This is a genomic window from Paenibacillus psychroresistens, from assembly GCF_009728935.1.
Lineage (GTDB): Bacteria > Bacillota > Bacilli > Paenibacillales > NBRC-103111 > Paenibacillus_AC > Paenibacillus_AC psychroresistens.
The window spans coordinates 3,126,142-3,145,553 of sequence record NZ_CP034235.1 but is presented as its reverse complement, the minus strand read 5'-3'; the positions used below and the strand labels follow the sequence as shown (position 1 = coordinate 3,145,553).

Sequence of the window (19,412 nt, the reverse complement as noted above, 5' to 3'; positions counted from 1 at the left end):
CATTTCCTTTAGAAATTAAATGGCTGGCAAAACATCTCTCCAAAACGCAATGCTTCGAAATGATCTCTGCTAGTCCCGACAATGAATTCTCCCTGATCTGTTGTTGCAATTAACTGATTATAGAAAACAGCTAAACTCGTTATCGAATGACCTTCATATAATTTTCCCCAGTCAAAGGTATCACGCTTATAAAAGAAAATCCCTTCCGATAAGCCAACGATCAGAAAATGCGGTAAGCTAATAAAATCATAAACAGTCTTGCCTGCGAATGCCGAGCATTTCCACTGGTGTCCGGATCCACACCATAAACCCGAAGCAGTAGCAGCAAAACCAAATCCCCCATTCTCGCGAATTTGATAACATGGAATTTGAATCTCCGTTGCTTTCCATTCTTGATTGCGATACAAGAATAAACCTTGAGATGTGCAAGCATAAAGTGTGTTATTGTACATTTGCAGTCGATTGACTGTGGTATTAGGCGGCCAGCCCTCAAGTAGCAAATCCTGTTTACCCGATTCCGCCACCTTTACTATCCCTCTTGAAACAATTGCTGCATAGACGGTAGCATCTGGACCTACAAGAATGGAATTATATTGAGAAACAAGTATTTCTCCTGTGTCCTGTTTGGTATTATGTAACATCGTAAAACTCCCTTCACTTTCCTAACTGATCTAAATGGGGGATAAAGCTTCATTTTTCATTGTAAATGATAATCATTCTCAATGCAAATCATTTTTACAATCCACAAAAAAGCCCCTCAACCAAAGTTGAAGAGCAAATTTTGAATATATGATTTTAACATGATTTATAGTTTAGCCTGCGATAATTAAGATACGGCTTTAGATTTACGCTTGCAATCGCCGCTTGTGCAATTATTGAAAGAGCCTGTGAAATCTAGCCGATGGTCTGTAACCTTAAAGCCAAACTCATTTTCGATCCGTTTTTCAATCTCCGATAACCAATCGTCCTTAATCTCTTTAACCAAACCACAATCTGTACATATTAAATGATGATGCATATGCGCATGGCTATCGTCCCTAAGGTCAAATCGAGCTACTCCATCGCCAAAATTCATCTTTTCGACTATATGAAGCTCACTTAACAATTCTAAGGTGCGATAAACCGTTGCTAATCCGATCTCCGGAAATTTAGCTCTGACTAACATGAATACTTCTTCTGCACTTAGATGATCATTCTCATTTTCAAGCAATATCTGTAAGGTGATCTCGCGCTGAGAAGTTAGTTTATATCCTTTTGCCGTTAATTGTCGGTTAATTTTGTCAATTTGCTCTAGTATGGTCATGGTTACTTTGACACCTCCCATAAATATATAAACTAAATTCGGAAATTCTCTGGTCATTTATTGAAACCCTTATAATTAGAATCATTATAATCTAAGAATAGCGCAATAAGCTGAAATATGCAAAGCTAATCGCTGAGATGTGATCCTTAATTGATTTCACCTCGTATATAAGCCAAACAACAGGTTTCCAATTCTGCTTTTGGTGAGGTGATTCACATGCGTTATGGCCCATTAGGAATCATCCTAATCTGTGCTTTCTTAGTCCTCCTATTACCCGCAAAAGCTTTTGCTCATTCAAGCGTTTTAACAGAAATTCCTATGCCCAATAGTATCTTAGCTTCCTCGCCTCCTGTAATAAAACTTACCTTTAATGAACGGTTGGAGAAGGAATTGTTCTCGATAAAAGTTATGGATTCTCAAGGGAAATCAGTGACTTCCGCTAAAACACAAATGAGCCTAACCCAAAGAGAGCTTAATCTTACCTTACCTCCATTAAATGATGGCGTATATACAGTTGACTACAAAGTCATTTCCGCAGATGGGCATCCAATTGAAGCTGATTATACATTTACAATAGGCAACGCAAGCAGAGCTTCATCTGGAATAAACGGAACGGATGCAAATAGCGAATCCAACTTATCTTCTAACAGTAAGCATTTCAATACTTTGCTTTATCTAGGCCGTTTTCTATTTTATGCAAGTTTACTGGGGCTGTGCGGTTGGATTTTTTGGACACTTGCCTATCGACCTATAGCGCAAGATTTAGTGAATTTTAATCGTAAAATAACGCTAGTCTTACAAATTGGTTTTCTATTTTCCCTTTTGTTGATGATATTCACCCAGCTCCAAGCGATTGCTGATCAATGGAGCTTTACTACAGTTAAATCTGTTCTGCTTGGAACAACGCTTGGCTACTCTTGGTTTGCTTCGCTTGGCCTCTCTATAATCGGATTTATTTTCTTATCACGTTCTAGAATATTTGATGGATTATGGGTTGTTTTACTGCTTACTGCCAAGGTAGGTAATGGTCATGCTATGTCTTTTGAGAATCATATTGGGATGGCTGCTCTCAATGTTGTCCATTTGTTTGCCGCAGCGATTTGGGTAGGTGGACTTCTCTATATTATTGCTCATTGGCGCAAATTTCATGACTATACGATTAAATTCCTGCCGCAATTTTCTAAATATGCTTTGTTAAGTATGTTGCTGCTCACAGTCTCAGGCACACTTTACACCCTAATTATCCTACCCAAAATCGAATATCTGTTCGAAACCCAATGGGGCATTCTGCTATGTACAAAAATTGGACTCATGCTGCTAGTCTTCGCAGTTGGCGGGATGCTGCGCTATTATATGAAGCGAAAAAAAAGCATCTCCATTAAGCAGCTCGTACGGATCGATATTAGCTTGATGCTGCTCATTTTATTAATCGTTAGTATTTTTACTTACCTTAACCCGCTGCCAGATAATCTAGCTTTGCAGAAACAGGCAATGGAATCGCAGTCCAACCATGAAATGATGCTTAAATAAGCGTTCATTATATACAAGAAAAGGGAGAGATTATTATGAAAAAACTATTCAGTGCTTTAACCGTTTCGATGTTTGCCTTATTATTGTTTGCAGGAGTTGCTAGTGCCCATGTAGTGGTTTATCCAAAAGAAGCTACACAAGGCAGCTATGAAAAATTTACTGTACGTGTTCCAACTGAACTCGCTGTGCCTACAATAAAAGTCCAGATTGATATCCCAAATGAAATTACCGTTTCCAGATTCTTACCAGTCATGGGTTGGAAATATGAGCTAACTAAAGATGCCACTGATAAAATCATTAGTGTAATTTGGACAGCTACTGGTGACGGACTTTCTAGCACAGAATTTGGTGAATTCAATATGCAGGGTAAAATCAGCGATAAAGCTGCCTCACTTGTCTGGAAAGCTCACCAAACCTATAAAGATGGTACACTAGTAGATTGGGTAGGTGCCCCAACAGACGATAAACCCGCTTCTATTACAACCGTTAAAGCAAAGGCAGCTCCCGTAGATATGAAGGAGTTGAGTACAACTGACTCAAATATGGATAAAACTGCTGATGTCTCTCTTTACATATCTGTTGTTGCTCTAATATTAGGTTTGTTAGCAGTTATCTTAGCTTTTCGTAAAAGAGTAAACTAATTTATTATATTTATCTAAAGCAAAGAGCCAATCCTTATTAGCTAAGGATTGGCTCTTTGCTTAATCTATAAAACTACATTTATCTTCTTCTACTATAAAAGAAGCCGCCGCCGCCAAACAACAATATAACAATAATTATGATTAGTAATAAGTTCATGATTATTTCACTCCCTATGTTTGTATTTTGCAATACTTAACTATACACATAGATGAGCCTGTTGAAACATTGGGTTAAATAACCAATTGGATTCCGATCTTATTTGGCTGAAAGTGAAACCGTTTGTTTAAGCGAATGCGGGTGAGCAGGACGCTTTAAGCCTAGATTCTCTCTCAATGTCTTCCCTGTATATTCCGTACGAAACAATCCGCGACGTTGCAGCTCTGGCACTACTAAATCAACGAAATCCTCAAGTCCTCCAGGTAAATAAGGCGGCATAATATTGAAGCCATCCGCTGCTCCTTGTGTAAACCATTCCTCCAGCTGATCCGCAATTTGGACAGGTGTCCCTAAGATCTCCCGATGTCCGCGAGCTCCGGCAATTCGTTGGTATAGCTTGCGAATCGTGAGGCCCTCTCTTTCAGCCAAATCCTTCAGTAATGTAAATCTGCTTTTCCCTCCGTTGATCTGCTCCAATTCTGGTAAATTCGGTAATCGGCCATCAACAGGATAAGGCGAAAGGTCAAAGCTAATTAGATTGGAAAGCAAGCTAATCCCTGCTTCTTGTGGAATCAATTCTTCCAGCAGCGCTTTTTTCTCATATGCTTCCGCTTCAGTTCTCCCGATGATTGGAAAAATGCCTGGCATAATTTTCAGATCGTCCGGTGAACGTCCATATTTAGCCAATCTTCCTTTTACATTGGAATAAAAAAGCTGAGCTTCTTCTATAGTTTGCCAAGCTGTGAATATTACATCGGCTGTTCGGGCCGCCAGTTCTTTTCCCGGCTCAGATGAACCCGCCTGAATAACAACCGGATGGCCTTGGATGGGTCGAGCTACATTCAGCGGACCACGAACTGAAAACCATTTTCCTTTATGGTTGAGTGTATGCAATTTGCTCCGATCACCAAAGGTTGCGCCTGCCTTATCGAATACAAACGCATCATCCTCCCAGCTATCCCATAATCCGGTTACGACATTGAGGAATTCCTCAGCCCGCTCGTAACGCAAGGAATGAAGCAGATGCTCATCTTTGTTGAAATTAAGCGCTTCTGCCGAATTGGCAGATGTAACTACGTTCCAAGCAGCGCGTCCCTCGCTTAAATAATCCAATGATGCAAATTTTCTAGCGACATGAAAGGGTTCGTTATAAGTTGTGGAAACCGTGGCAGCCAGCCCCACATGCTCAGTCACAGCCGAGAGTGCCGATAGAAGCGTAAGAGGCTCTGGCCTTACCGTAACCGTTTGTGCGATCGCTTCTGGAAAATTCTCAGATACAGCCAAGCCATCAGCAAGAAACAGCATATCAAACTTCCCGCGTTCCGCAGTTAGCGCAAGCTTTTTATAGAATTTGAGGCTCAATACTTCCGATGCTTCTGTATCTGGATACCGCCATGCGGCAACATGGTGCCCTGGGGTCATTAAAAAAGCGCCTAATCTAATTTGTCTATCTCTAGTGCTCATGAAATTACCTCCCGTTTTTATGACAAGTCAACTTATGTTAGCGGCTTAATAAATAGCGACAGGCTTAGCAAATTGAGCTTAAGCTTACTTATTCGTTAATTGACTGCTTCCAGCCAGTTAATCGTTTCTCAATGGAAACTAATATAAAATTAATGATTAGACCAATCACAGATATTGTAAGAATACCTGCATACATGTCCGGAATAAGAAAGCTAAATTGAGCGTATTGAATGAGGTACCCCAGCCCTTCCCTCGCACCAACCATTTCTGCAGCGACCAGAACAAGAATCGAGCTAGCCCCAGCTTGACGAATACCAACAAAAATCGTTGGCAATGCGGCTGGAATGATTACTTTGCGAAATAAACTAATGGAAGATAACCCCATCGAACGAGCCGATTTAATTAAGAGCGGATCAACGTTCTTCACACCGCTAATGGTGTTAAGCAAGAGCGGAAATGCACAAGCGTAAAGCACAATAGCAATTTTTGATGTTTCACCAAGACCCAGCAAAAGAATAAAAACAGGCAGGATCGCTAAAGCAGCCGTATTCCGCATCGTTTCCAGCAATGGGTTAAGATACTCGGATACAGGCTTCCACCATCCGATTGCTAAACCAAGAGGAATAGCAATCACAATGGCTAAGAAAAACCCACCAAGCGATCTTGATAAGCTCGCTAAGGTATGATCTGCTAAATCTCCCGACAGCAGCAGCTTCCACCAAGCCTCCAAAACTTCAGTTAAAGGAGGGAAAAAGGTAATATTAACGATGCCTATTCTAGGCGCCACTTCCCATACAGCAAGTAAAGCGATAATCACAATCGATTTTTTAAAAGCTTTTCCAAGCTTCGCTAATGACCATCCAACAAGGTCAAAACTACTTTTTTCTTGTAAAATTAATGCTTTCCCAACACTCCCACTAGCCATTGTTAGCCACCCCTTTTGAAGAAGATTTAACACCGCTTATGGCACTTAAGCTCTTACTCTTTTCTTGCTCTTGTGCTTTCGTTACTTCATCTTTAAGTAAATCCCAAACCTCATGGCGTATTTTTACAAATTCCGGATTTGATCTCAGGTCTTCATCACTTCTTCTCGATTGAAAAGGAATATCAATCACTTGTTTGATCCGTCCAGGTCGAGAGGTCATTACAGCAACTCGCTGCCCTAGATAGACAGCTTCTTCAATTCCATGCGTGATAAAAATAATCGTTTTTTTCGTTGCTTCCCAAATCCGCAATAATTCGCTTTGTAAGGTTTCGCGTGTCTGAGCATCTAAGGCTGCAAATGGTTCATCCATCAACAGCACCTCCGGATCATAGGCTAAGCTTCTTGCAATCGCGACTCTCTGTTTCATACCTCCAGAAAGCTCATGTGGATAACGATTCTCAAAACCGGAAAGACCTACAAGCTGGATAAATTCCAAGGCAATCTTTCTCCGTTCCTTACGTCCAACACCTTTGGCTTCCAAGCCAAACTCTACGTTACTCAATGTTGTTTTCCAGGGGAATAGCGCATATTGCTGGAAGACAATCCCTCGATCAAGATTCGGACCTGTTATCGGCTTACCGTCTAATAGAATTTGACCGCTATTAGGTTTGGTTAATCCGGCTAATAAATCAAGCAGGGTTGATTTTCCGCATCCACTCGGCCCGACTATAACCATAAACTCGCCTTGCTTTACATCTAAGTTTATGTCCTGCAAAGCTGACAATGGCTGTGAATCCTCTTTGAGATGATTCAAATTTCGCTTAATCCGAAACGATTTTTGTACATTTTGAATGCTAATTTTTGCAGTCATGTCCATGCTCCTCTCTACTTTTCACTTATTTTTTTTCATTAAGATAAGGATTAAATTCATTGGTATAGAGATCTTGAGCCTTGAAGTCACCTTGTTTTAAATTTCCTTCTTTTACAAGCCAATCGATCCAAGTATCGAATTCTTTATCGGATATTAGCCCACCTTTTCCTGCAACCCCTGTGCTCTTCCATAATTTAGCTGTATCTGCTGTTTCTTTTCTGCCGCGTGCATCAATAATTTTCACAAAACGTGCAACTACTTCATCTCGTGGTGTTGTACGCGCCCATTCAATGGCTTTAGCAGTCGCTTCAATGAATTTGCCTGAGGCATTTGGATTGTTTTTGATGAATTTTTCTGTTAAAACATAGCTTCCTGCACTGAAAATTCCGAATAAATCCGAATCCTTAAACAATGGATGAATTCCACCGCGTTCTAATGCTTTATCTCGTAAAACACCGCCTAGTGCTGCTACATCAATTTGATTTGCTCTCAATGTTTGTTCACTTGTTACAGGAGGTACAACAACTAGGGTAACATCTTTAATTTCAGCCGCAGTTAATCCCGCCCTATGCAAATATTCCTTAATAACAAATTCATGATGAGCACCCAATGTATTGACTGCTATTTTCTTGCCAATTAAGTCCTTCGCGCTTTTTATTGGGCTGCCATCCAACACATAATATCCAGTCCACGTATTCTCATCAACCCCATAATAACTAATGACGGATTTGATTGGGGCTTTAGCTGCAATCAATTTAACTATTGCACCGTTAAACGCTCCTCCAAAATCTGTATCACCTGTCACAACTGCTTGAATATCCTGTGGTCCACTAATCGTATTCCCGATAAATTTCAATTTCAGCGGTGCCAGATAACCTAAATCATCTGCCAGCTCTGGGAAACTAACCGAACCAACGCCCCCTTGATATCGGAGCTCAGTCACTTCAGGTTTTCCTCCATTAGTTGAGCTTGATGCAGAAGTATCTTTCTCCCCGCATGCTGTAAGAAGAATTGAAGATGCAAGAAGAAGTACAACGGATGCTTTGAATAATTTGTTTACTGAATTTTTCATTTTAATTACCCCCAAAATATTTTTTGTGTTCAAAACTTTAAACCTTTTAATCCTATAGACTTACTGAGTATTTGTTAATATAATTGACTATATAGTTTGTTGCATTGGAGTGTCAATAGAATGACGACAAGTGACCATGTATGACCATGAACGGCAATCAATAGCATTCATATCCCTTCATTTGTTTAATAAAGGAGACAAGATCTTAATGTCAAAGCAGCGATTTAATTTAATATCTTTACATGAAGCCATTGAACTGCTTGATGTAAGCAGATCAACCTTTGATAGATGGCGTAAGCAAAGGCAGCTCCCTTTTACCAAAATCGGCAAAGAAATATTAGTAGATAAGCACGAATTAGAACAGTGGGTTCGCCATCATTCTTCCGATAGGCAGAGGCCCGCTATCCAATATAAAACTCTATCAACCTCAATTCTTGAGCAGCCAACCACTATCTCAGTCGGTTATCAGAGCAGATCTGCTCAGACGTGGACCTCGTTAATTATGAAAGAGCTTGGTTGGTTTGAAGAGGAGCTTTCTAATATGATCTCTGATCGTTCTATGCTTGTTCGATGGATCGATGCTGCGAATGGTCCTGAGCTTGTTCAAGGCTTAATCGGCGGGCATATCCAATTCGCCTCACTAGGTGATTATCCGATCGCACTCAGTTTTTCACTTAGCCAAGTTCTGCCTGCCTTTCGACCGCTACTCCTTGCATTCGATGGAAAAACCGCTCAGGGGCAAGGTATTTCGTTGGTCGTTCGCAACGACTTACATATTCGTCATGCTTCAGAATTAGCCAATCGGACTATTTCAACAGTCGCACAATCAAGCGCGGGAGATCGATTATCGAAGCTAATTCACTCTTTAGGCATTCAAGATACCCGAATACTTCATAAGGAACAGGATGATAGTATGGAAAGCATTATACGACGGAAAATTGCAGGCAGTGTCATAGGCGAACCCTATATAAGTCTGATTCAGCATCTTGACATAGGAAAGGTGCTTTTCCAAGAAGAATTAGGCGAGGATTTCTTAACAGGGATTGTAGTAGAGGAAAACTGGGCGGACAATAACCATGCTATTACTATTGCATATTTGAAAGCACATCTCCGAGTTCATGAACTCGTACGCAAAGACCCTAATCGAGTTGCTGGGCTGATTTCACGTATTAAAGATATTCCTGCTGAAGTTGCAGCGAGTGTAATTTCCAAAGTAAGATGGGATTCAGCCTTGTATACAAAGGACCTAAAAACGTTGAGCTTACTGAATCCAGACTACTCCAGTTCAACTGGCGGTCATTTTGTGAGCGACAGTGGAATCAAATATAGTCCGCAATATTTGCATCAAGCGATTAAAGCTTTAAAGCTGCCCATACTTGGTGATGGCTTATTGCAGGGGGATTGGGACCGCGATCAAATTTATTGAACCCGATAAATTTGGATATGTCACCACAGAGACTACATTATTATTATTTTCTTAAACCCAATCCATATTTCACCTGATACCTCTGCAGAATTCGAATCCACATGGAACCGAATAGAGTTAAGAACAACACATTACTTAGCGCATGAGCCAGATCGAAGTAAAAGCTTGATGCCGTTACTGCAATCCAGGTACTCCAGCTAATTCCAGACATATAGCCTAACAGATAAGTAAGATTCATAATCCAGCCGAACAGAAAACCCCAAACAAAACCAAAAACTGCTCTTCCCCATTTCAAGCTCATTAGATATGTATGCCGCATAAGTCCTGCTGTAAATCCCATCATCCCCCAGCCAAACATCTGCCACGGTGTCCAGGGTCCTTGTCCAAAAAACATATTCGAGACAAGGGCAGCAGTAGCACCAATGAAAAATCCTGCTTCGGAACCGAATACCATGGAAGAGACAATGATGATGAATGAAGTTGGCTTGATACTAGGGATGGATGCAAACGGGATCCGACTCGCTGCAGCCAATGCTGCCATTGAAGCGACAAGCACCAATTCTCGGGTATCAGGAGGCTTACGCTCCAACCGTATATAGAAAGGGACCATTGCAGTTACAATTAAAACAACACTAATCAGCAGATAATGCCCAGAAAGCGCGTCCCACAAGGATGCAGCAAGGCCAATCACATATAACAGCAATACACCAATTAGTTGGTATTTTCTAGACCGCATAGTTCAACAACATCCTTATCTGTAATAGCGTTAGGGTACCAATCCCGAACAAGCCGATTTATAGCAGTCGTATAGAAATAATTCCCGCTGAAAAAACCAGCTGGTTCCGCATCTGCAACAATTCTGCCGTCAAACAACATTGCACAGCGATTAGCGTGAGCAGCAGCGAACTCTATATCATGGCTTACCATAACTATGGCTTTACCACTTGATTGCTCCTTATTTAACCTCTGGGATAAAATTTCTTTGGATCTGGGATCTAGACCTTTAGTTGGCTCATCCAGAAACAAGATACTGGGCTTCATCATCAAGATACAGCCCAAAGCCAGCTTTTGTTTCTCGCCACCGCTTAAATCATAGGGATGCTGCTGCAATAATTCGGAAAGTTCGAATTCGTCTATCGTTTGCGCTAAATCCACTTTTATATTTAATTTCAGTGCGCGTTCAGCAGCAGAATTTAACTCTTTCTCAACTGTCTCTTCAGTAAAGTGCAGCACTGGATTTTGCGAAAGATAACCAAAACGAGTATAGCGAAGTGTTTCTTCAATCCGTTTGACTGCCTTCCCTTCAAAAAGCACCTCTCCACTCTGTTCTTTCAAGAGGCCACACAGGATCTGCAAAAGCGTGGATTTACCGCTCCCATTCGCTCCGAATATCGTCAGAAAGTCACCTGCATGGATATCTAGCGTTACATGCTGCAATATTGGATTAGCTTTTTTACCATATTGAAAATAAATGTCTTTGCATGTTAGAATAGGCGGTTCTTGTCGCAGCATGCTGCTGTTTTGCTTAGAGTTTATAGCAAGAAGTTTGATTTGAAGGTCTGCATGCCAACTCGCAAACCTCAGTTTAGCATCTTTAATACTTAATAATGAGCCCTCCGACATGCCTAGTTTGCGGAATAGTTTACCTACAGGAGGTAAATAAAGCTCTATCTCCGCCTGATCGGAATGGATAAGCTGGTCTGGGGTTCCATAGGCTTTAATTTCACCATTCTCCATGAGGCATATTTGATCGGCGAGCGGCCATACATCCTCCAGCCGATGCTCGGCCATCAAAACTGTAATCCCAAATTCTTCATTCACCCTGCGCACCAGCTGGAGAAATTCCCTAGCAGCAACAGGATCAAGCTGAGCAGTCGGCTCATCCAAGAGCAGCACCTTAGGCTGCAGTACCATCACAGCTGCAAGATTGATCATCTGACGTTGTCCACCAGATAGCTCAATGATTGATTTAGTCAATAAAGGCTCCAGATTAAAAAACTGGGCAATCTCCGCTATTCTTTTTCGCATTTGGAGTGGTGAAATACCGACGTTTTCCATCGAGAAAATCAGTTCCTCCATGACCCGGTCCATGACAATTTGGCTTTCCGGATTCTGCATGACCATACCTATGTTTTGTGATAATTCAATATGTTTATAGCTGGAAAGCTGCTTTTCTGCAAAGGTAATATTCCCTGTTAACTCCCCAGCAGGAAGCAGCTCAGGCTTCATCAGCTTAAGTAGACTTGATTTGCCGCTCCCCGTTTGTCCGCAAACGACAACAAACTCCCCTTCTTTTACAGAGAGATTTATCTCGGTAAGAGCAGCATGCTGCTGCCCTGGATATGTATAATTTATATTCTTCAGTTCAAGCTGCGCCATTTGATCCAATCCCTTCCTTCCATTAGCAGTGGAACTACAAGATAGCTCAAGTAGCAAACATAGATCAATCCATCCGATAATCGAAATGATAACGATTCTGGGAGCGTCGGATAAACTTCAAATTCAGCTAAGCCGCTGAACCAACCAATCATGCAGCCTATACCCGCAACCATAAATAAGCTCGTAAATAGAGTGTCTTGCTTACGCCAAATATAAGGCCAAAAGGCTGATCTTGGTCCGCTTCCATAACCTCGGGCTTTCATAGAATCTGCCGTTTGCAAGCCTTCCTCCAACGTCCAAGTCAGCATGATTTGCACCAATTTCATCCCATCCCGAAACCTTTTGCGGATAGAGCCCTTTAGTGGATTAACGCCTTTGGTACGCTGAACAATCGCAATTTGTTGAAAACGCTGGGCAAGCAATGGAAAGCTTCGCATGGCCATTGATAATAACAAGGCACCTTTTGAAGATAGAGATCCAAATAAATGGAGGATTTTTTCAGGACCCAGCACTTGCTGAATCGATAAAAACCAGATAAGAGAGCCAAATAAAGATGCTGCTGCTATAACCCCGAAAACCATGGACTCTAATGTCATCGGCTGATCCAACCAATAAAACAAAATATGCGTCCCGCGATGAGAGGTCAACGGATTAATTAAAAAGGTAATAAAGCTCATCATTAGGAAGAAAAACAGCAGTTTTTTTCGAGCAGCTAGGTTTCCCTGCAAGTAATTAAGCAGCAAGCCAGCTACAAGCGAAGTAAGGATAAAATAGGGATGCTTGAACAGAAAAACCAAGCTGATCGCACCTATATAATAGCATAAGCAGGCAACTGGATGAATAAACCGCATGCCCGAATTCATCGTTTAGCTCCGATGTCTTTGCCTAGGTCTAACGTGTACAGCCATTCCACTTGGTCGCCCGCCTTTACTTTATGAGAGCCTGCACCTTTATCGGAAAATACGCCATTCACTTTAAAAAGCCAACCGCTTTTTGCACCACGATCAAACTCATATAGATTCGCAATTCCTTTTACATAAGCGAAGATTCCCTTACCGGAAGATTCCATTTGAATTTTTTCCTTTCGAGTCTGCTTTTGAAGAAGTGTTATGACACTGACCTCTCCCTCCACTTCAACAAGAGTAGATTCGAGAATGACACCTAATTTATCGTCCCCAGTAATACTTAACAAGATGCCTTTTTCCGATGCTGACGGCGTAGGAGCAGAAGTTGGCGCTAGAGATGCTGGGCCAGATGATATTGGGGCTGCTGTTGTTGAAACTGGAGCTGGAGATTCTGTTGCTGTTGCTATTGTAGAAGGAGATTGTTCGCTTACTTTTGGACTATTTTCGATTGGAGATTGCTCAGGCTTGGACAGATCTGTTGGCAATGGAGATGAGGAAATCATTGCACTCTGTATAGGAGCGGATATTAGATCCGCAGTTTTTTCATCGCCGCATGCTGCCATAGATATCATCATTGTGAAAACTAGTAAAAGCTGAAGTACGGACTTGATTATGCCAAATTTACTCATGATAGCTTCCTTTCTTAAAAAAAAGATCAGTACGAGTATACCATATTAGACTTACTCTTCCGCAAAAATAGCAGAAAAGGAGCCCTAATCGGACTCCTTTCCTCCTGATTTAATGAATGCTTTGGTATGCCCGTACTGCTACTGCCGCCAGCATTTCACGAGTAACTAAACCAAGCGGGTTGAAATGCGTTTCGTCTACTCCGGTTATTAGCTCAGCTTCCACCACTGCAATTAAAGCTGGAATCGAAGTTTTCGCGGCTGTATCTGCATCACGGAAAGCAGTAACGCTATCCGTTGGAGCATTGAGCTTAAGCGCTCTTGTCAGCATTAAGGCCAGCTGCTCACGTGTTACTTTTTGATCAGGAGCATAAGTGCCGTTACCTATTCCAGACACAATGCCTTGCTCTTTAACAGCAGCAATGTAACCTGCATACCAGCTATCAGCGGCAACATCTGTAAAAGTGTTTGTAGTTTGTTTAGGAATTGGCAGACCTAATATTCTTACTAGGGTTGCCGCCATTTCTGCACGAGTAACTTGCTTGGTTGGTGAAAAGCCTTCAATCCCTGTTCCCTGCAATAATCCTAATTTACTGGATTGTACAATGAAAGGCTGTGCCCATGACGCAGCTTTATCATAATCTGCATAGATTTGCAAAGGCTGTACAAAGCGCAGCACATTAGGTGATGCTTGGTTCTGGTAGCCCGTCACCACAACATTGTAGCTGCCATTAGTTAGCCCCGCAGGAATATTAAGCGTACCGTCTGTTTCGGTTACATAAGTTTTACCATTTAATTCAACTGTAAGACCTGCTCCTGGCTTCGCCGCACGCTGGTTCTTATCCCAATCCCAGGTTTCTTGGGTCACGGCGATTTTAAAGGCTTTACCTGCCTTAGGTTGCTCCGGAATGAAATTAACGGATTGTACCAATTGCGCCGCAAATCCATAGTAGATATAAATTTGGTCATTCGGCTTAAGCTCAAATTGCCCAATCCCTAAATCTGGATAAATCCAAATGTTGCCGCGAAGCACTTCAAACATCCAGCCATCATTCTTATCGGCAGAAGTATCTCCGACTGCGGAAAGATATTTACCATAGGCTGAATCTGTAATCTCCAATGGGATGTTATTCAGAAGTGCCACTTGCTGCAAAGCGTCGATCGCATACACAGCAGATACAACGCCAGTAGCAATAGGCTTCTGAGGCCCTTCGATATTAACTCTTACATTCACATGATCGGAAGCAATTTGGAACGAATAAGTGCTCTTTACAACAGAAGGTGCTGCATCTGCCTTATAACCTGTAATAACTGCCTTTATCGGACCCGTCGTATTCTCACCAATAAAGCTGGCAATTCCTTGCTCATTGGTCGTTTGTTTCTGTGCGCCAACCTGGACGTCTACGCCAGCTGCCGCTGAGGCTGTCTCCTTATTAGCTGTCCAATCCCAAGTGGATTGTTCAACTGTTACGGTAAATGCTTGACCTACCTTAGGCTGGGTGGGAGTAATTTTAATTTGATGGATAAGCTGAGTACTTCCACCATAATAAATGGCAACCTGATCATTAGGCAGCAATTGGAACTCAGCCATGCCGACTTGTGGATAAATCCATCCATGATTTCTTTGAACTGCATAAGCCCAGCCATCATTGCCAGCTGATTTAATGTTCTGAATGCTGCTTACGTATTTGCCATATGTCGAATCGACAATCTCGACGGGTACATTCTGCTGCGCTGCCAGCTTTTGCAAGCCTTCCAGCACATCGGCAGCTTTTACAATCCCTTCTGTTACGGAACCATGTGGTCCTTCTATCGTGATATTTATCTCTGCCGCTGCTTTAATATTATTGTATAAAGTACCTTTTTTATCAGTAAATAATTGACTGGCAACTAAAGCCTGCAGCGCTTGTTCGGAAGACATCGCGTTGGAAGGTGTCCCTACAGTATGAGCATAACCACCATCTTTTTGTCGATAGCTGCTAAGTGCATTAATTACGTTCTTCGTTTTTGTAAAAGTGGGTCCTGCAGGATCTATCCCTAAACTGGTTAAGGCTATTATGACCTGGGAAACACTCTCACTGTTTTCACCAAATTCATTGAAAGCCCCACTCGGCTTTTGCTGTGAGGATAACCAGCTAAGCGCTTGATCTGTTGCTTTTTTGACAGCTTCATTCTTCGCGTAATAGGGAGCAAAAGCGGTTAACGCCATTGCCGTAACATCTATACTGCTTGCTTCATCGGTAACATAAGCCCAGCCCTTCGCTGCTTCTTGATGATCAAGCAACCATTGAATCAAGCTTGTTTGCGTATTAACCGCCGTAGCTGGAATAGTATAAGTCCCGCTATCTAGCGCCAGTAATCCGTAGATAACACCCATTGATCCTGATTTAGCAAGATCAGAATTACTATAAACGGACTGAACCAAATCGTACCCTGCAAAATGCGTCGGATCCAATCCAACTGCCTTTATGGTAAGCACCAAACGCTCGGCATCTGTAGCGCTGCTAAAAATGCCCTTCTTTTGTTTAACCTGAGCTTCAAGCTGATCCAAGTAGGCTGCCTTAACTGATTTTCCAGCTCGCCCTAATGCAAATGCGGTCCAATCCGTTGGATTTCCTGCCAGCTGTTGTAAATAAGCAGATGTTCCTGTAATTTCTGATTCATTAACCGTTGAATTAGCTGAAGCGGTATTAGAGAATGTTAGTATGCCAACCGTTTGAACTAATAGAAGCAATGATAATAAGGAAAGTATAAATTTCCCCTTCAGGCTTTTCTTAACTAAATCAATCATGATCATTTCCCCTTTAACCTTTTTTTTGAATAAGTACAACAAAAAAAGCACTCCCTCAGTTGGGAATGCTAGATTATGCCAGCGAAAAATAAAAGAATTCTCTTATCTCTTCATTCGCGCACATAGCCTATTCCTCGTAGGTTGATGTTACTGAAATAGGCAGGTCTCCTGACTCATGAATCATCGCTTCTCACATCGTCTTCCCGCTTAGCACTTGCAGCAGTGACCTGATAATGGAGAGCTACTCATTTACAGTGGCGGGACCGTGTCGGTATTGCACCGAACTTCCCTATTAAGCTGTTACACAGCACCTTATTTCATTTAATATGCAGTTGATTGCTCATTCATATTATCACTAGCCTATATTTTTGTCTACAACTCCTATATATGCATTTCTAATAGAAGTTATTCAATGACGATACTTTCGTTATCTTGCTCTTACATTCGAAAATGCGTACAAACGTTCACTTATGGGCTATACTTTTTATAGAGGTGATCGAAAATGGAAAATAAACGGAATTTGCAGCTATATTGGACACGATTAACACATGAGGATTGGAACATTCATCTTGCCGCAACTTCGGAAGGAATTTGTTATGTCGGCTCGCTTAATCAACCTTTCGAGGAATTAACAAACTGGTCGGCTGTCCGGTTTAAAGGCAGTACACTGATTCGAGATGACGAAAAACTGCAGCCTTATGTGACGGAGTTGATTGAATATCTACAAGGATCAAGTAAAAGCTTTAAGCTGCCATTCGATTATGCTGGCACACCTTTTCAAGTGGCAGTGTGGAAAGCGCTTTGCAGCATCCCTTATGGGCAAACTAAATCTTATTCGGATATTGCCATTCAGATTAAAAAACCAGCCGCAGTTCGTGCAGTTGGCACGGCTATTGGCGCCAATCCCCTGCTAATTACAATTCCCTGCCATCGCGTAATCGGTAAGAATGGAGCTTTAACTGGCTACCGTGGCGGCTTGGACATGAAAACAAAGCTATTGCAGCTGGAACGGAAAGATGTATATGATGAGGGAGGTATACAACATGGCAAATTCTCTCACTGAGCGTATAGTTGATTTGGATTGGAATTCTCTTCAGCAGTCATTAGATGATCACGGGCATGTAAAGCTCCCCGCTTTGCTGAATCAAACAGAGTGTAATCAAATCATCGACACTTACGAGGAGCAAGGATACTTTCGCAGCATCATTGATATGGCTAGATACCGTTTTGGAGTTGGGGAGTACAAATATTACAATGCTCCGCTCCCCAATTTGCTGCAACAGCTGCGTGAAGGCTTCTATCCGGAGCTCGCAAAAACAGCCAATCGCTGGCTTGTCCAATTGGGACGTCCTGCCGAATACCCGGAAACACTTGAAGAGTTTCTAGTTCAATGCCATAACGAGGAGCAAACCCGCTCCACTCCCTTGATTCTTAAATATGAAGCAGGCGGCTATAATTGTCTGCATCAGGATTTGTACGGGAAAATATTCTTTCCCTTTCAGGCTGTATTCGCGCTCAATCGAGATGGGATAGATTACAGCGGAGGGGAGTTCTTGCTTGTTGAGCAGCGTCCAAGGGCACAAAGCCGTGGTCATGTGATTACACTGAAGCAAGGCGAAGGTCTTATTTTCCCAACTCATCATCGTCCTGTTTCAGGAACTCGCGGTTATTATAGAAACACGCTTCGACATGGGGTCAGTACGATTTCTTCAGGAACTAGATATAGTCTGGGTATTATTTTTCATGATGCTAAATAGGGGGTTATTGCGATGAAAACGGAATACCTAGATAAATATCCAAAAACACTTTTGAATAAAGGAACTGGCTTTCTTTCGGGCTACAGTCATTCGCTGAATCCCTATACAGGCTGCTCCTTTGGCTGTTCCTATTGTTATGTGCGGCAAATGCCTGTCTCTACTTTCCGAGATGCAAAGTGGGGAACATGGGTCGATGTCAAAAAAGGCGCAGCGGAAATATTCCAAAAAGAATTGCGGAGAGCCAAAACAAAAGGATCTGTCACTATCTTTATGTCATCGAGCACCGATCCTTATCAGCCTATTGAACATAAAGAACAAATAACCCGCTCCTTATTGGAAATTATGGCAGCTGATTCACCAGATTTTCTATTCGTCCAGACACGAAGCCCCCTTGTTCGCCGAGATATTGATCTATTATTGCGACTTGGAGATCGGGTACGTGTAAGCATGACAGTGGAAACGGACCGTGAGGATATCCGCAAGCATTTTTCACTAGATGCCCCGCCTATTAACGCTAGATTAAAAACGCTTCAGCTGCTAGCTGAAGCCGGTGTTCCGACACAAGCGACAATAGCGCCTATGCTCCCAAGCAGCGAACGGTTTGCGGAAACATTACGGTCCATTGTCAGCCGTGTATGCTTGGATGATTATTACATGGGTGACGGCAGCGGGGGAAGACGAACGCGAAGTTTAGGTATTCATACTTTGTATAAGCAGCTGGGCTTAGAAGAATGGTATGACCCCACTGCCTATCACAAGGTTCATGAGCAACTGAAACAATTTTTTTCCGAGGATCAGATTTACATAAGCCAGCAAGGCTTTGAACCTTAAGCCTAATTAAACTTGCTGTCTATTTTCGTTTCATGCTGCGAATCCAGCTTTTAGTTTCCTGATCAACACGCAATGACTCTGTAATTTTCTGCAAAGCTTTGTTGTAGGTGAATTTGTCCAACGTATTGTTGATTAAATAGCTTTTCGTAGCTACAGGAAGTTTTATATAACAGATGGATACTGCCCAGGCCACAGCCATTTGCACATAATAAGCCTCATGCTTTACATTATCCAAAAGCAGCAAAACTCGGCTAATGTAGGCTTCATCCAAGTAAAAGTTAAGCAGCATAACCACGCCAAACCGGATGTCATATTCAAGCTTAGACACCAGATAGGGCTGTAGAAAATCCCATACTTGTTCCTTGTTTGTTTTAGTAAACTTAAGTCCCGCACAAAAGCTGTCACATACCGACCAATTATCAATTTTAAGAACAAACCCAGCCACGCAACGCAGCCGCTCATCCATACCTGTTTCTACACAACCAATAACCATGCCCTGCAGCATAACTTCCTCAAAATATTCACTTTCTGCATTTTCAAGATAGCTGCGCCAATCGGCCTTAGCTATGTTGTTTGCAAGCTTGCGCAGCTCTGGCAGCCTAACACCCAGCACATTATTAATAGTAGGAATTAAAGCTGCAGTAAATTTTCTATACTTCTCATCAGATAATTCCAGTAATTGATTTTTAATTGTTCTCTCCATGCCGTTTGCTCCTAACATTAATCTTTTCCAA

The 19,412-nt window shown here is 42.0% G+C and carries 18 protein-coding genes and 1 riboswitch; of the genes, 6 read left to right on the top strand and 12 right to left on the bottom strand.

All coding sequences use genetic code 11. The annotated features are described in order from the left end of the window. Positions 1–8 precede the first annotated feature (8 nt). Both EHS13_RS14240 and fur read right to left on the bottom strand, forming a co-directional pair. Complete coding sequence (locus tag EHS13_RS14240; RefSeq protein ID WP_155700975.1) at positions 9–641, bottom strand: hypothetical protein; 633 nt, start codon at positions 639–641, stop codon at positions 9–11. A 185-nt stretch (positions 642–826) separates the two neighbouring features. Continuing rightward, positions 827–1,303 (bottom strand): ferric iron uptake transcriptional regulator, encoded by a 477-nt coding sequence (gene fur / locus EHS13_RS14235; RefSeq protein ID WP_193571529.1) that lies wholly within the window; start codon positions 1,301–1,303, stop codon positions 827–829. Positions 1,304–1,519: 216 nt separating this feature from the next. Between fur and EHS13_RS14230 the strand changes: the two genes are divergently transcribed. Next, positions 1,520–2,833: a copper resistance CopC/CopD family protein gene (locus EHS13_RS14230; protein WP_155700974.1), complete on the top strand. Its 1,314-nt coding sequence runs from the start codon at positions 1,520–1,522 to the stop codon at positions 2,831–2,833. 35 nt (positions 2,834–2,868) lie between these two features. Then, on the top strand, positions 2,869–3,474 hold the full coding sequence (locus EHS13_RS14225; RefSeq protein ID WP_155700973.1) for a YcnI family copper-binding membrane protein: 606 nt from the start codon (positions 2,869–2,871) through the stop codon (positions 3,472–3,474). A gap of 256 nt (positions 3,475–3,730) precedes the next feature. Here the strand turns inward: EHS13_RS14225 and EHS13_RS14215 are convergent, their stop codons facing one another. From EHS13_RS14215 to EHS13_RS14200, 4 genes are all read right to left on the bottom strand, one after another. Then, the gene (locus EHS13_RS14215) at positions 3,731–5,095 is read right to left on the bottom strand and encodes an LLM class flavin-dependent oxidoreductase (RefSeq protein ID WP_155700971.1); all 1,365 of its coding nucleotides are present in this window, start codon (positions 5,093–5,095) and stop codon (positions 3,731–3,733) included. An 88-nt stretch (positions 5,096–5,183) separates the two neighbouring features. After that, positions 5,184–6,020, bottom strand: a complete 837-nt coding sequence (locus tag EHS13_RS14210) for an ABC transporter permease (RefSeq protein WP_155700970.1) — start codon at positions 6,018–6,020, stop codon at positions 5,184–5,186. Then, positions 6,013–6,891, bottom strand: coding sequence for an ABC transporter ATP-binding protein (locus EHS13_RS14205; RefSeq protein WP_155700969.1), 879 nt, complete (start codon positions 6,889–6,891; stop codon positions 6,013–6,015). The genes EHS13_RS14210 and EHS13_RS14205 overlap by 8 nt, the downstream gene beginning before the upstream one ends. A 25-nt stretch (positions 6,892–6,916) precedes the next feature. Continuing rightward, positions 6,917–7,963 (bottom strand): ABC transporter substrate-binding protein, encoded by a 1,047-nt coding sequence (locus tag EHS13_RS14200; RefSeq protein ID WP_155700968.1) that lies wholly within the window; start codon positions 7,961–7,963, stop codon positions 6,917–6,919. A 208-nt stretch (positions 7,964–8,171) separates the two neighbouring features. Between EHS13_RS14200 and EHS13_RS14195 the strand changes: the two genes are divergently transcribed. Further along, the gene (locus EHS13_RS14195) at positions 8,172–9,389 is read left to right on the top strand and encodes a helix-turn-helix domain-containing protein (protein WP_162463108.1); all 1,218 of its coding nucleotides are present in this window, start codon (positions 8,172–8,174) and stop codon (positions 9,387–9,389) included. A 43-nt stretch (positions 9,390–9,432) separates the two neighbouring features. On the opposite strand, the gene EHS13_RS14190 is transcribed toward EHS13_RS14195, so the two are convergent. From EHS13_RS14190 to EHS13_RS14170, 5 genes are all read right to left on the bottom strand, one after another. Continuing rightward, a complete protein-coding gene (locus EHS13_RS14190; RefSeq protein ID WP_155700966.1) occupies positions 9,433–10,125 on the bottom strand; it encodes an ECF transporter S component in 693 nt (230 codons plus the stop codon). Further along, positions 10,101–11,768: an ABC transporter ATP-binding protein gene (locus EHS13_RS14185; protein ID WP_227014026.1), complete on the bottom strand. Its 1,668-nt coding sequence runs from the start codon at positions 11,766–11,768 to the stop codon at positions 10,101–10,103. Before EHS13_RS14185 ends, EHS13_RS14190 begins: the two co-directional genes overlap by 25 nt. Further along, positions 11,750–12,631, bottom strand: coding sequence for an energy-coupling factor transporter transmembrane component T (locus EHS13_RS14180; RefSeq protein WP_155700964.1), 882 nt, complete (start codon positions 12,629–12,631; stop codon positions 11,750–11,752). Before EHS13_RS14180 ends, EHS13_RS14185 begins: the two co-directional genes overlap by 19 nt. Next, on the bottom strand, positions 12,628–13,302 hold the full coding sequence (locus EHS13_RS14175; RefSeq protein WP_155700963.1) for a DUF4430 domain-containing protein: 675 nt from the start codon (positions 13,300–13,302) through the stop codon (positions 12,628–12,630). The genes EHS13_RS14180 and EHS13_RS14175 overlap by 4 nt, the downstream gene beginning before the upstream one ends. 109 nt (positions 13,303–13,411) lie before the next feature. Further along, positions 13,412–16,090 carry an S-layer homology domain-containing protein gene (locus EHS13_RS14170; protein ID WP_162463107.1) on the bottom strand — a complete coding sequence of 893 codons (2,679 nt, stop codon included), beginning with the start codon at positions 16,088–16,090 and terminating at the stop codon, positions 13,412–13,414. A gap of 141 nt (positions 16,091–16,231) precedes the next feature. Continuing rightward, positions 16,232–16,420, bottom strand: a riboswitch (cobalamin riboswitch). Positions 16,421–16,592: 172 nt separating this feature from the next. On the opposite strand from EHS13_RS14170, the gene EHS13_RS14165 reads away from it, so the two are divergent. From EHS13_RS14165 to EHS13_RS14155, 3 genes are read left to right on the top strand one after another with little or no spacing between them, the layout of a single operon-like run. Next, positions 16,593–17,153, top strand: a complete 561-nt coding sequence (locus EHS13_RS14165; protein ID WP_155700961.1) for a methylated-DNA--[protein]-cysteine S-methyltransferase — start codon at positions 16,593–16,595, stop codon at positions 17,151–17,153. Further along, positions 17,134–17,847 carry a 2OG-Fe(II) oxygenase gene (locus EHS13_RS14160; RefSeq protein WP_155700960.1) on the top strand — a complete coding sequence of 238 codons (714 nt, stop codon included), beginning with the start codon at positions 17,134–17,136 and terminating at the stop codon, positions 17,845–17,847. The genes EHS13_RS14165 and EHS13_RS14160 overlap by 20 nt, the downstream gene beginning before the upstream one ends. A 12-nt stretch (positions 17,848–17,859) precedes the next feature. Beyond that, positions 17,860–18,678, top strand: a complete 819-nt coding sequence (locus EHS13_RS14155; protein ID WP_155700959.1) for an SPL family radical SAM protein — start codon at positions 17,860–17,862, stop codon at positions 18,676–18,678. Between the two features lie 19 nt (positions 18,679–18,697). Here EHS13_RS14155 and EHS13_RS14150 read toward each other — a convergent pair whose 3' ends face one another. Continuing rightward, complete coding sequence (locus EHS13_RS14150) at positions 18,698–19,381, bottom strand: DNA alkylation repair protein (protein WP_155700958.1); 684 nt, start codon at positions 19,379–19,381, stop codon at positions 18,698–18,700. Positions 19,382–19,412: the final 31 nt, after the last annotated feature.